Annotated in this window: 11 protein-coding genes; 8 read left to right on the top strand and 3 right to left on the bottom strand. The window is 65.5% G+C overall.

Annotation, left to right across the window (positions count from 1 at the left end; translation table 11 throughout):
• The first annotated feature begins 180 nt into the window (after nt 1–180).
• The 6 genes from J2X92_RS17300 to J2X92_RS17275 all read left to right on the top strand — a co-directional run bounded on the left by J2X92_RS17300 (nt 181) and on the right by J2X92_RS17275 (nt 7,370).
• Nucleotides 181–600: a secondary thiamine-phosphate synthase enzyme YjbQ gene (locus J2X92_RS17300; RefSeq protein ID WP_373424851.1), complete on the top strand. Its 420-nt coding sequence runs from the start codon at nt 181–183 to the stop codon at nt 598–600.
• A gap of 327 nt (nt 601–927) precedes the next feature.
• Nucleotides 928–3,408 (top strand): nitrite reductase large subunit NirB, encoded by a 2,481-nt coding sequence (gene nirB / locus J2X92_RS17295; protein ID WP_307577158.1) that lies wholly within the window; start codon nt 928–930, stop codon nt 3,406–3,408.
• 17 nt (nt 3,409–3,425) lie between these two features.
• The gene (gene nirD / locus J2X92_RS17290) at nt 3,426–3,836 is read left to right on the top strand and encodes a nitrite reductase small subunit NirD (protein ID WP_307577157.1); all 411 of its coding nucleotides are present in this window, start codon (nt 3,426–3,428) and stop codon (nt 3,834–3,836) included.
• 91 nt (nt 3,837–3,927) lie between these two features.
• Nucleotides 3,928–4,707 carry a uroporphyrinogen-III C-methyltransferase gene (gene cobA, locus J2X92_RS17285; protein WP_307577167.1) on the top strand — a complete coding sequence of 260 codons (780 nt, stop codon included), beginning with the start codon at nt 3,928–3,930 and terminating at the stop codon, nt 4,705–4,707.
• Nucleotides 4,708–4,780: 73 nt separating this feature from the next.
• The gene (locus J2X92_RS17280; RefSeq protein ID WP_307577156.1) at nt 4,781–5,614 is read left to right on the top strand and encodes a formate/nitrite transporter family protein; all 834 of its coding nucleotides are present in this window, start codon (nt 4,781–4,783) and stop codon (nt 5,612–5,614) included.
• 22 nt (nt 5,615–5,636) lie between these two features.
• Nucleotides 5,637–7,370 carry a bifunctional protein-serine/threonine kinase/phosphatase gene (locus J2X92_RS17275; protein ID WP_307577155.1) on the top strand — a complete coding sequence of 578 codons (1,734 nt, stop codon included), beginning with the start codon at nt 5,637–5,639 and terminating at the stop codon, nt 7,368–7,370.
• Here the strand turns inward: J2X92_RS17275 and J2X92_RS17270 are convergent.
• The 3 genes from J2X92_RS17270 to J2X92_RS17260 form a co-directional block, all read right to left on the bottom strand.
• Entirely contained in the window at nt 7,354–7,926 is a 573-nt protein-coding gene (locus tag J2X92_RS17270) for a L,D-transpeptidase (protein WP_307577154.1), read from the bottom strand. The genes J2X92_RS17275 and J2X92_RS17270 overlap by 17 nt on opposite strands.
• 139 nt (nt 7,927–8,065) lie before the next feature.
• Nucleotides 8,066–8,365, bottom strand: coding sequence for a proteophosphoglycan ppg4 (locus J2X92_RS17265; RefSeq protein WP_307577153.1), 300 nt, complete (start codon nt 8,363–8,365; stop codon nt 8,066–8,068).
• Nucleotides 8,366–8,543: 178 nt separating this feature from the next.
• Nucleotides 8,544–8,783 carry a hypothetical protein gene (locus J2X92_RS17260; RefSeq protein ID WP_307577152.1) on the bottom strand — a complete coding sequence of 80 codons (240 nt, stop codon included), beginning with the start codon at nt 8,781–8,783 and terminating at the stop codon, nt 8,544–8,546.
• Nucleotides 8,784–9,156: 373 nt separating this feature from the next.
• Between J2X92_RS17260 and J2X92_RS17255 the strand changes: the two genes are divergently transcribed.
• Both J2X92_RS17255 and J2X92_RS17250 read left to right on the top strand, forming a co-directional pair.
• Nucleotides 9,157–10,014 carry a DUF6502 family protein gene (locus tag J2X92_RS17255; RefSeq protein WP_307577151.1) on the top strand — a complete coding sequence of 286 codons (858 nt, stop codon included), beginning with the start codon at nt 9,157–9,159 and terminating at the stop codon, nt 10,012–10,014.
• A complete protein-coding gene (locus tag J2X92_RS17250) occupies nt 10,011–11,456 on the top strand; it encodes a DUF5666 domain-containing protein (protein ID WP_307577150.1) in 1,446 nt (481 codons plus the stop codon). The genes J2X92_RS17255 and J2X92_RS17250 overlap by 4 nt, the downstream gene beginning before the upstream one ends.
• The last annotated feature ends 40 nt before the right edge of the window (nt 11,457–11,496 follow it).

Raw genomic sequence — 11,496 nt, 5'->3', positions numbered from 1 at the left:
AGATGTCGCCATGGCCATGCCTTCGAGCTCGGGGCGGCCAACTTTGCGACATTTGAACTTTGCTGGAATGCGACATTACAACTTTGCTCCCACACGTATAAATAACACAATGTGCATTATGTTAAATGACTTGTGCAACGACGTATGCGGCAAGTCAGTTTTGAAGGACCTTGTGTGACGCTGAGCCAAGCCACCACCACTCTCGACTTCGACACCGCTGGCCGTGGTCTGCTGGAAATCACCACGGCCGTTGCACGATGGGTGCAAAGCACCGGCTTTAAAACCGGGCTACTGACGCTCTTCATTCGCCACACCTCGGCCAGCTTGCTGGTGCAGGAAAACGCCGATCCGGATGTGCAGGCGGATCTCGAGCGCTTCTTTGCGCGGCTGGTGCCCGATGGCGATCCGCTCTTCAGGCATCGCGATGAAGGACCCGACGACATGCCGGCTCATGTGCGTTCGGCGCTTACGGCCGTCCAGGTTTCGATACCGGTGGCCAATGGCCGCATGGCGCTGGGCACCTGGCAGGGCATTTATCTCTGGGAACACCGGAAACGGCCGCACCGAAGGCAAGTGGTCTTGCACCTGATGGGGTCGTAAAGGGGCGTAGCGGCTCCCCTGCCCCAGCCAGTTTGTTTCAGCGGCCGTCTGCCTGCGGGCGGGCATGTTCAGGCTCGATACGTGATGGAGCCGGCCTCGGGCACGGTCTTTGCATGACTGCTGGCTCATGGTGTAACGAAGCACCGTTTTGGTGAGGTTTCCGCGGTCTGCGGATACCCGGAGCGTGAAGAAGCGCCCAGCACCCCGCCCGCGCTCCGCGAGCATCCCAAACCCCTGAACCCCACCCGTCCATGCGGCCCCAAGAGGCTGCGTGCCGGCATTTGCATTTTTGATTCGAACCCGCTGATTCCCGAAAGGCCCCACCCCATGCAGAAACTCAAACTCGTGATGGTCGGCAACGGCATGGCCGGCGTGCGCACCCTGGAGGAGCTTTTGAAGCTCGCCCCGGAGCTGTACGACATCACCGTCTTCGGTGCCGAGCCGCACCCCAACTACAACCGCATCCTCTTGTCGCCCGTGCTCGCCGGCGAGCAGACCGTGGACGAGATCGTGCTCAACAGCTGGGAGTGGTACACCGAGAACCACATCACCCTGCACGCCGGCAAGAAAGTGGTCGAGGTCGACCGCGTCAAGCGCATCGTGCGCGCCGTGGATGCGCAAGGCGCCATCACCGAGGCCGCCTACGACCGCCTCCTGATGTGCACCGGCTCCAACCCCTTCATGCTCCCCGTGCCCGGCAAGGACCTCAAAGGCGTCATCGCCTACCGCGACATCGCCGACACCGACTACATGATCGAGACCGCGCGCACGCACAAGAACGCGGTCGTCATCGGCGGCGGCCTCTTGGGCCTGGAGGCGGCCAACGGCCTGATGCTGCGCGGCATGAACGTCACCGTGGTGCACGTCATGCCCTGGCTCATGGAGCGCCAGCTGGACGACGTGGCCGGCAAGCTGCTGCAAAAGTCGCTGGAAGACCGCGGCCTGAAGTTCCTCATCGGCGCCCAGACCCAGGAGCTGGTGGGCGACGCCGACGACGGCAAGGCCGGCCGCGTCAAGGCCATCCGCTTCAAGGACGGCACCGAGGTGGCCGCCGACCTGGTCGTCATGGCCGTGGGCATCCGCCCCAACACCGAGCTGGCCGAGAAGATGCGCCTGCACTGCAACCGCGGCATCGTGGTCACCGACACCCTGCAGACCGTGACCGACGCGCGCATCTACTCGGTGGGCGAATGCGCGGCCCACCGCGGCATCGCCTACGGGCTGGTCGCGCCTCTCTTCGAGCAGGCCAAGGTCGCGGCCAACCACCTGGCCCAGTTCGGCATCGGGCGCTACCTGGGGTCCCTCACCTCCACCAAGCTGAAGGTCACGGGCATCGACCTGTTCTCGGCCGGCGAGTTCATGGGCGGCGAAGGCACGGAAGAGATCGTCATGAGCGACCCCTTCGGCGGGGTCTACAAGAAGCTGGTGATCAAGGACGACAAGCTGGTGGGCGCGTGCCTGTACGGCGACACGGTGGACGGCAGCTGGTACTTCAAGCTCCTGCGCGACGGGCGCAGCGTGCACGACATCCGCGACAAGCTGATGTTCGGCGAGTCCAACATCGGCGACACCGGCCACGAGGGCCACAGCAAGGCCGCCAGCATGCCCGACGAGGCCGAGGTGTGCGGCTGCAACGGCGTGACCAAGGGCACCATCTGCAAGGCCATCAAGGAAAAGGGCCTGTTCACCCTGGACGAGGTCAAGAAGCACACCAAGGCCAGCGCCAGCTGCGGCTCGTGCACGGGCCTGGTGGAGCAGATCCTGATGTTCACCGCCGGCGGCGACTACTCGGCCACGCCCAAGAAGAAGGCGGTGTGCGGCTGCACCGACGCGAACCACCAGGACGTGCGCGAAGCCATCAGGAAGGAACACTACCTCACGCACGACGCGGTCTACCGCAACCTGGGCTGGCGCACGCCCAACGGCTGCGCGACCTGCCGCCCGGCGGTGAACTACTACCTGATCAGCACCTGGCCCAAGGAGGCCAAGGACGATCCGCAGAGCCGCTTCATCAACGAGCGCAGCCACGCCAACATCCAGAAGGACGGCACCTATTCGGTGATTCCGCGCATGTGGGGCGGCCACACCACGCCCGATGAGCTGCGGCGCATCGCGGACGCGGCCGACAAGTACAAGATTCCCACGGTCAAGGTCACGGGCGGCCAGCGCATCGACCTGCTGGGGGTGAAGAAGGAAGACCTGGAGGGGGTGTGGAAGGACATCGGCATGCCTTCGGGCTTTGCCTATGCCAAGAGCCTGCGCACGGTGAAGACCTGCGTGGGCAGCGAGTGGTGCCGCTTCGGCACCCAGGATTCCACCCAGATGGGCAAGGACCTGGAGCGGGCGCTGTGGGCGATGTACTCGCCGCACAAGGTCAAGCTGGCGGTGTCGGGGTGCCCGCGCAACTGCGCGGAGGCGGGGATCAAGGACGTGGGCGTGATCGGGGTGGACTCGGGCTGGGAGCTGTATGTGGGCGGCAACGGCGGCATCAAGACGGAGGTGGCGCAGTTCCTGGTGAAGGTGAAGACGGCCCAGGAAGTGATGGAGTACTCGGGCGCGTTCTTGCAGCTGTACCGCGAGGAAGGCTGGTACCTGGAGCGCACGGTGCACTACATCGGGCGGGTGGGGCTGGACTATGTGAAGAAGAAGATCCTGGAGGACGAGGCCGGGCGCAAGGCGCTGTGGGAGCGGCTGCAGTTCGCGCTGGATGGGGAGCCCGATCCCTGGTTCGAGTCGAGCCAGGCGTCGGTGGATGTGCGGCAGTTCACGCCCGTGGCTGTCGTGGACGAAGCAACGCAGGCAGCGTGAGCGAAGGAGCAACTGCAATGAACGACAACAACGAATGGAAAGTCATCTGCCGCGTCGAGGACATCCCGGTGCTGGGCGCTCGCCGCGTGGCGCGCCCGGTGGGCGTGGACGTGGCGGTGTTCCGCAATTCCGAGAATCAGGTGTTCGCGCTGCTCGACCGCTGCCCGCACAAGGGCGGGCCCTTGAGCCAGGGCATCGTGTTCGGCACCAGCGTGGCGTGTCCGCTGCACAACTGGGCCATCGGTCTCGATGACGGCTGCGCCAAATCGCCCGACGAGGGCTGCACGCCCAAGTTCGCAGTGAAAGTGATCGAGGGCGTGGTGCACCTGGATGCGGCCGAGCTCGCAACGCATGCGGTCGACCTGGAGCGGCCCGTCGCAGGCCCCGCGAACCGCGCCTGCCTTCAAGCCGAAGACAGCGCCGCCTGACACAGCCGAGCAACAACACATGAGCTTCCTCACTCTCACCTCCCCGTCCGTCGCAACGCGCGCCACCCCCGCGAACGACCGCAACACGGGCATGCAGCCGATGCAAGGCCGCTGCACGCTCGTCGGCGCCGGCCCCGGCGATCCTGAACTGCTCACGCTAAAGGCGCTCAAGGCCATCCAGTCGGCCACGGTGCTGCTTGTCGACGACCTGGTCAGCGACGAGATCGTCGCCATGGCGGCGCCCGGCGCGCGCGTGATTCACGTCGGCAAGCGCGGCGGCTGCAAGAGCACGCCGCAGAGCTTCATCGAACGGCTGATGATCATGGCCGTTCGCGAAGGCGAGCACGTGGTGCGCCTCAAAGGCGGCGACCCGTTCATCTTCGGCCGTGGCGGCGAAGAGGTCGAGCACCTGGCAGAAGCCGGCATCCACGTCGAAGTGGTGAACGGCATCACGGCCGGGCTGGCCGGGCTGACGTCGCTCGGCGTGCCGCTCACCCACCGCGCGCACGCGCAGGGCGTGGTGTTCATCACGGGGCACGCCAAGCCCGGAGCGCCTGGGCCCGATTGGCGCACGCTAGCGGCCACGGCCCATTCGGCAAGGCTCACGCTGGTGATCTACATGGGCGTGTCGAGCGCGGGCTCTATCCAGGACGAGTTGCTGAGTGGACTGCCACCAGAGACCCCCATCGCGGTGATTCAGAACGCCAGCCTGTCTTCGCAGCGGCACGCCGTCGGTACGCTGGCGACGCTGCAGCACACCATCGCCGACAACGGCCTTTGCAGCCCCTCGGTCATCGTGGTCGGCGACGTGCTGCAAGGCCTGGCCGCCGCAAGTTCGCCCGCGCATCTTCCGCTGGAGAAGGCCGCCTGACGCGGCTCGCCTCCCCTCGCCCGTCCTCTTTCAGCTTCTTTCCTTTTTTCTTTCCCTCAACCAAAGCAACGCCATGGCCTATCTCCTGCCTTCCGAATTCGTCACCAAGATGGTGGACGCCGGTGAGTCCAAGATCTTCATGTCCACCCGGGACACGCTGATCCGCGCCTTCATGGCGGGCGCCATCCTTGCGTTGGCGGCCGTGTTCGCCGTCACCGTCAACGTGCAGACCGGCTACTCGATCATCGGGGCCATCCTGTTCCCGGTCGGCTTCTGCATGCTGTACCTGCTCGGCTTCGACCTTTTGACCGGCGTGTTCGTGCTGACGCCGCTCGCCCTCATCGACAAGCGGCCGGGAGTCACCATGGGCGGCGTGCTGCGCAATTGGGGCCTGGTCTTCGTCGGCAACTTTCTTGGCGCGTTTGTCGTTGCGGTGCTGATGGCAATCGTCTTCACCTTCGGCTTCACAAGCGCGCCCGACAAGGTGGGGCAGGTGATCGCCACCATCGGCGAGGCGCGCACCATCGGCTACTCCAACCACGGCGCGGCAGGCATGCTGACGCTCTTCGTGCGCGGCATGCTGTGCAACTGGATGGTGTCGACAGGCGTGGTGGGTGCGATGATCTCCACCTCGGTCACCGGCAAGGTCGTGGCCATGTGGATGCCGATCATGGTGTTCTTCTTCATGGTGTTCGAACACTCGGTGGTGAACATGTTCCTGTTTCCGTCGGCACTGCTCATGGGCGGCAATTTTTCAATCATGGACTACATCATCTGGAACGAAATCCCGACCGTGCTGGGCAACCTCATCGGTGGCCTGTCGTTCACCGGCCTGACGCTGTACGCGACCCACATACGCACGGCGCCCAAGCGCGCCGCCGCTGCCGCCGCCGCTGCGGCCCGCTGAGCCGCACGACCGCCGCGCCGCGATGCGTCCCGGACTCGCAATATCGATCGGACAGCACTCCGACAAGGGACGCAAGGACGCCAACCAGGACTTCCACGGCGCGGCTCTGCCGGAGGCGCCCACCCGCCACGCGAAGGGGGTGGCCATCGCCATTGCCGACGGCATCAGCAGCAGCGATGTCAGCCACGTGGCCAGCGAGTCGGCGGTCAGGAGCTTCCTGACCGACTACTACTGCACGTCGGACGCATGGAGCGTGAGCCGCTCGGCACAGCGCGTGCTCACCGCCACCAACGCCTGGCTGCACGCCCAGACCCAGAACAGCGGTGGCCGTTTCGACAAGGACCGAGGCTACGTCTGCACCTTCAGCGCGCTGGTCATCAAGTCGACCACCGCGCACGTCTTTCACGTGGGCGACACGCGTGTCTACCGCTGGCATGCGGGAGCGCTCGAGCAGCTGACCGAAGACCACCGCGTGCTGGTGGCGGACGGCCACAGCTACCTGAGCCGAGCGCTGGGCGTCGGCCCGCACATCGAAATCGACTATCAGGCCGTGGCCGTCGAGAAAGGCGATGTCTTCCTGCTGACCTCGGACGGCGTCCATGAACACGTGGACGCCGTCGCCATTGGCGCCGCGCTGGCGGCAAACCCGGACGACCTCGACGCCGCGGCAAGAAACATCGCCGAAGAAGCCTGGCGGCGCGGCAGCCTCGACAACCTGACGGTGCAGGTCGTCCGGATCGACGCACTTCCCGACGGCGAATTCAACGAACTGCAGGCGCAGCGCGCGGCACTCCAGCTGCCGCCCGTGCTCGAAGCGCGCATGCGCTTCGACGGCTACACAATCGTTCGCGACCTGCATCGCAGCCACCGCAGCCACATATACCTGGCGGTGGACGACGACACCGGCCGGAGCGTGGTGCTGAAAACACCATCGATCGACCTGCAGAACGACGAGGCGCACTTGGACCGCTTTCTGCTGGAAGAATGGGTGGCACGGCGCATCGACAGCGCGCACGTGCTCAAGCCGCATGTTCCGGACCGCAAGCGCAACTACCTTTACGTGGCCATGGAGTTCGTCGACGGCCAGACGCTCGCGCAATGGATGGTCGACAACCCTCGGCCCAGCCTGGAGTCGGTGCGCCGCATCGTGGAGCAGCTGGCCAAGGGCCTGCAAGCCTTCCACCGCATGGAAATGCTGCACCAGGACCTGCGGCCCGAGAACGTGATGATCGACCGTACGGGCACCGTGCGCATCATCGACTTCGGATCGGCCTGGGTGGCGGGTCTGGGCGACAGCACACGGGCCGAGCCGGACCCGATACTGGGCACGGTGCAGTACACGGCGCCCGAATACTTCCTGGGAGACGGCGGCTCGGCAAGGTCCGATCTGTTTTCACTGGCCGTCATCGTGTACCAGATGCTCACCGGGCGATTGCCCTACGGCGCCGAGGCCGCGCGCATCCGCACACGCGCGGACCAGCGCAACCTGCAATACCGCTCAGCACTGGATGCGCAGCGTGCCATTCCGGCATGGATCGACGAAGTGCTGCGCAAGGCTCTGCAACCCAACCCGCTCAAGCGGCATGAAGCGCTGTCCGAATTCGTGCAGGATCTGCGGCAGCCTCACCCGGATTTTCTGAACCGGCGCGGCACGCCGCTGATCGAGAAGAACCCGGTGGTGTTCTGGAAATGCGCCACCTTGGTGTTGGGCATTGCGCTGGTGGTGCTGCTTGGCGTAATCAGCCTGCGGGGGTGAATCCGCGTCGGGTGAGCTTCTGCTCAGAGCGGCTCAGGAATTCGAAGCGCTTGTGTGCCGCCATGGTTTCGGGCAGTACGTACACCACCCCACGGCGGCTGCCCAGCACGGGCTTGATGTAAGCGTCGTAGAAGGCGGCCGGCACGTTGACGCAGCCGTATGAAATGCGGTTGTCGGCCACGGTCGGCGAGGCCAGCCGCTGCAGGCGGCGTTCCGACTTTTGGGTGGCGCGCACGCGGTGCATCGAAACGGCCGCATCGTAGTCGATCCAGACGATGTCCTCGCCCTTGGTGTTGAGGCCCGGCTCCGTCGCGAAGCGGCCTGCCGGCGTGGTGCGCTCTTCAGGCCGTATCTCGGACATCGGGCGTTCTCCGATGCCGGGCACCGAATCGTCGCCGCGCGCCAGCCCCAGAAGTACCGGCGATGAAGCCTGCAGCCGCCCCGTGGCGTCGAAGACGAAGACACGCGCTTTGCGCTTGTCGATTACCGCGAAAGGCGCATTCCGGTTGTCCGCTGCCGCAACGGCCGCTCTTGCAAGCCATTGAGCTTCGTCCATCGCGTCCGCCTCAGGCATATGGGCGAGCGCGAGAAGAAGGACTGCAGCGAGCATGGCCAGCGGCCTGCTCGCTGCGCCCGTTCCCGGCCTCACGGCATTCATGGATACGCCGCGTTGAAGGAAGTGCGGTCAGCCGCGCTCAGTTGCGGTCGGCGCGCGCGCGGCGCATTGCGGGCGTGTCGCCCGAAGCCGCCATGGTCGTGCGCGAGCTGCTGCTCGTGTCGGGAGGACTTTGAACCGTGGGCGGGGTGGTGGTGCGGGCGGCCGCGCCGCTTTCTGGGGTCACGCCAGTGGTGCCCATCGGGCCGCCCGAGGGATTTTGCTGGCCGGCCGCAGTGGCCGGATTGGCCGGCGCCGTGGTCGGCGGATTGCCTTGGGCGAACGCCGCGCCTGCGGCACCGAGCGCGAGCGCTGCAAGAAGTCTGGAAGTGCTGTTCATGGTCGTGTCTCCTGAAGAAAGCCGGCAGTGCCGGAAGGAAGAGGCCGTGCCGGACCGAGTGCCCGACTCCAGGAAAGCTAGGTCGTTGCCGGCCGCAGCGGGTCAGCTTGCGGCGCGGCACTGTGTAGGAGAAGAGAAGCGCGAAGCGAAGGGGCTGCCTCTACCCTTCCCTATCCGGCTATCTCTTTTCATCCGACTTGCGGGCCTCCTCCGCCTTGTCCTGCGGTGCCTTGGGCAGCTTGACCTTCGTCACGGTGACGGACACCGGGTCGCTCGCGGGAAAGGATTCTTCCACCCCGCTGTCCAAAGCCTCTTCGCTGGGCGCCTGCTCGACCGGCTTCGCCGGCTCGCTGGCGGGCTTGCCGTGGTTCTTCGATGTAGGAAAGGGAAATGCCTTGTCCGAAGTTTCAGTGGTCATGGGGGACTCCTTGGCCGTACCAGCGTCTTGCGGTGGTTATATTCACTTCTCTTGGCCCTGTGCGCCAAAGCGCCCAAGGAACATAAGTTGGAACGAATCGATTCTGGGAGTGGCGCCGAACTCAAGCGTAGGACGGCACCAGCGTCCGCCAGTCGGAAGCTTCCTCCCCTTGCACAGGACAACGGGACATGGCGGGACGACGTTGTCCAACGCGCTTCATGAGGGTCCACCCCGTTTGAACACCTTAGTGCGGATTTTTTGTCACATCCTCGCGGAGACGAGGACAATAGTGCACCAAGCTACGCGATTTACCGGCCCTTGAGGCAGGAATTGCTGCGCCGCAACCTGCATTACCAAAAACAGCTTTCACTTCATGGAACACCAGTTGGATTGGGCACTTGCCGCCTGCGCTCGCATCCTGCGGCCGGTGGTCAGGCTCGCCCTTGCCATGGGGGTGAAGCACCCGCACCTGGAAGTCCTGCTGCGTGACCTGCTGCTGGAAGAGGCGGCGCGCTCCTGGCGCAAGCAAGGGGTGCCCAAACCCAACATCAGCCAACTGTCCGTCACGACCGGGCTGAACCGCAAGGCCGTGACCGCCAAGGTCCGCGAAACGGTGGATGCCCTACCCCACACCGAGGTGTCGGCCGCGGCCAAGACTTTCACGCTCTGGCTGCAGCTGGTGTCCGAAAACCAGGCGTTGCAGCGCCTGCCGATCACGGCCGGCGGGGTCGATGCGCCCTCTTTCGAAACGGTCGCCAAGCTCGGGAGCCGCGGCAACGTTCACCATCGCACCATCCTTGACGAGTTGGTGCGCCTGAACATGGTGGCCGAAGACGACGGTTGCGCCGAGCTCAAGGTCGACGGTTTCGTGCCGGTGGACGACCTGCAATCGATGCTGGCTTTCCTTGGGGACAATGGCCGTGACCACCTGCTGGCCGCGGTGTCCAACACGCTCGGCGAAGAGCCGCGCATGCTCGAGCGCGCGGTATTCGCGCGCGGTCTCAGCATGCAGGATTGCGAAAATATCCACCGAATGGTGCGCGAACGCTGGACTGCGATGCACCTTGATTTGGTAGCTCAGATGACGCGCGCGGTCGACCGTGCCCCAAGCGGCGCCACGGGGCGCATCCGCGTCGGCATCTACACCTACTATGAAGACGAGCCGACGCCGAATGCGCCGGCCGTCGCTTCCCCGCGGGAAGAAGAAGAAGAGAGAGAAACTACACGATGAAAACCCACCACAGATGGATGCGCGGCGTCCTTTTTGCCGGTGCGATCGCCCTGCTGCTCTCTTGCGGCGGAGGCGGCGGCGGGGGTTCCGCGGCGAGCCTGGGCACGCTCAGCAGCAGCAATACGTCTTCCGCGGGGAGCGATGGCACGGCCGGAACAGGCACCGGTAGCACCGGTAGCACCGGTAGCACCGGTAGCACCGGTAGCACCGGTAGCACCGGTAGCACGGGTTCGACTGACGGAACTGGCACAGCAGGCGGTACCGATGGGTCGGGCGGCACGGGCAGCACAGGCGGCACCGATGGCACCAGCACCGCAGGCAACGGCAGCAGCGACGGAGGGGGCGTGGGATCGGGCGGCACTGGCGTGAGCACGGCCGACGCCACCGGCGTTGGTTCGGTCGGCGGGTTGGGCAGCATCATCCTGAATGGCGTGCGCTACAACACCGACGCCGCAACCACCAGCCTTGAAGACGCCACCGAGCTGCAGATCGGCATGAGCGTGCGCATCGCCGGCAAGATCGACACCGAATTCACCGCCGCCACGGCGCAGCAGGTCGAATCGGCCGCCGAATTGCGCGGTGCCATGTCGGCCATCGACCTGACGGGCGGCAGCTTCGTGGTGATGGGAACCATGGTTACCGTCGACAACGCCACCGTATGGAGCGGCGCAAACAGCCTCACCGATGTCGCGGGCGGCTGCGTGGTGCAGGTCTGGGGCCTGCCTTCGGCGCCGGGCACGCTGCGGGCTACGCGGGTCGAGCTGAAGCCAGCCTCGGTCGAGCCGCTGGTGACCGGCATCGTGCAGAACCTGGACCTGGGCAACAAGCGCTTCACGCTGGGCCAGCTCACGGTGCAGTACGATGCCAGCACCGTGTTCGCCGGCGGCCTGAACGCATTCACTCTGACCGAAGGCGCCATCGTCCGGGTGCGCGGCAGCGCGGCACCGATTGCGGGCGTGTTCGCAGCCACCAAGGTGCAAGGCTGGTATGCCGTGCCAAAGCAGGATGCCGCTGCCGTGCAGCTGGCGGGCGTCATCACCAACTACGCCGGGCTGAATGCCTTCAAGGTGCTCGGCACGCCGGTCGATGCGTCCAATGCCATCATCACGGGCGGCGCTCCCAGCGCCATCGGCAACGGCGTCAAGGTCGAGCTCGACGGTTTCATGTCCGGCGGTGTGCTGGTGGTGAAGAAGCTGCGGATCCGCAACATCCCGGGCGTCGGCGGGCCGGTCGCCTTCACCCTGATCGGCGCCATCGGCAACTACCTGTCGCCTTCGAGTTTCGTGGTGAAGGGCCAGTTGGTGAACGCCGGCGGCTCCACCACGGTCTTCGAAAACGGCACCATCGCCGACCTCGCCAACGGCCGCCGCGTCACCGTGGTGGGCGACACGGTGGTGGACGGCGTGCTGACCGCGAAGACGGTCACCTTCCTTACGCCTTGACAAGACCGCCAGCCGTGGCCGGTCGGTCTTTGCCTACAGC

The organism is Variovorax paradoxus, from assembly GCF_030811855.1.
Taxonomy (GTDB): domain Bacteria; phylum Pseudomonadota; class Gammaproteobacteria; order Burkholderiales; family Burkholderiaceae_C; genus Variovorax; species Variovorax paradoxus_L.
Note: the sequence above shows the minus strand (reverse complement) of the source record. Positions and strands in the feature narration are given on the sequence as shown.

Bases quoted from the DNA above. Each gene is read 5' to 3' on its own strand.
- nirB (WP_307577158.1), top strand. From the start codon at position 928: ATGCAGAAACTCAAACTCGTGATGGTCGGCAACGGCATGGCCGGCGTG.
- nirD (WP_307577157.1), top strand. From the start codon at position 3,426: ATGAACGACAACAACGAATGGAAAGTCATCTGCCGCGTCGAGGACATC.
- cobA (WP_307577167.1), top strand. From the start codon at position 3,928: ATGCAGCCGATGCAAGGCCGCTGCACGCTCGTCGGCGCCGGCCCCGGC.
- J2X92_RS17280 (WP_307577156.1), top strand. From the start codon at position 4,781: ATGGCCTATCTCCTGCCTTCCGAATTCGTCACCAAGATGGTGGACGCC.
- J2X92_RS17275 (WP_307577155.1), top strand. From the start codon at position 5,637: ATGCGTCCCGGACTCGCAATATCGATCGGACAGCACTCCGACAAGGGA.
- J2X92_RS17270 (WP_307577154.1), bottom strand. From the start codon at position 7,926: ATGGACGAAGCTCAATGGCTTGCAAGAGCGGCCGTTGCGGCAGCGGAC.
- J2X92_RS17265 (WP_307577153.1), bottom strand. From the start codon at position 8,365: ATGAACAGCACTTCCAGACTTCTTGCAGCGCTCGCGCTCGGTGCCGCA.
- J2X92_RS17260 (WP_307577152.1), bottom strand. From the start codon at position 8,783: ATGACCACTGAAACTTCGGACAAGGCATTTCCCTTTCCTACATCGAAG.
- J2X92_RS17255 (WP_307577151.1), top strand. From the start codon at position 9,157: ATGGAACACCAGTTGGATTGGGCACTTGCCGCCTGCGCTCGCATCCTG.
- J2X92_RS17250 (WP_307577150.1), top strand. From the start codon at position 10,011: ATGAAAACCCACCACAGATGGATGCGCGGCGTCCTTTTTGCCGGTGCG.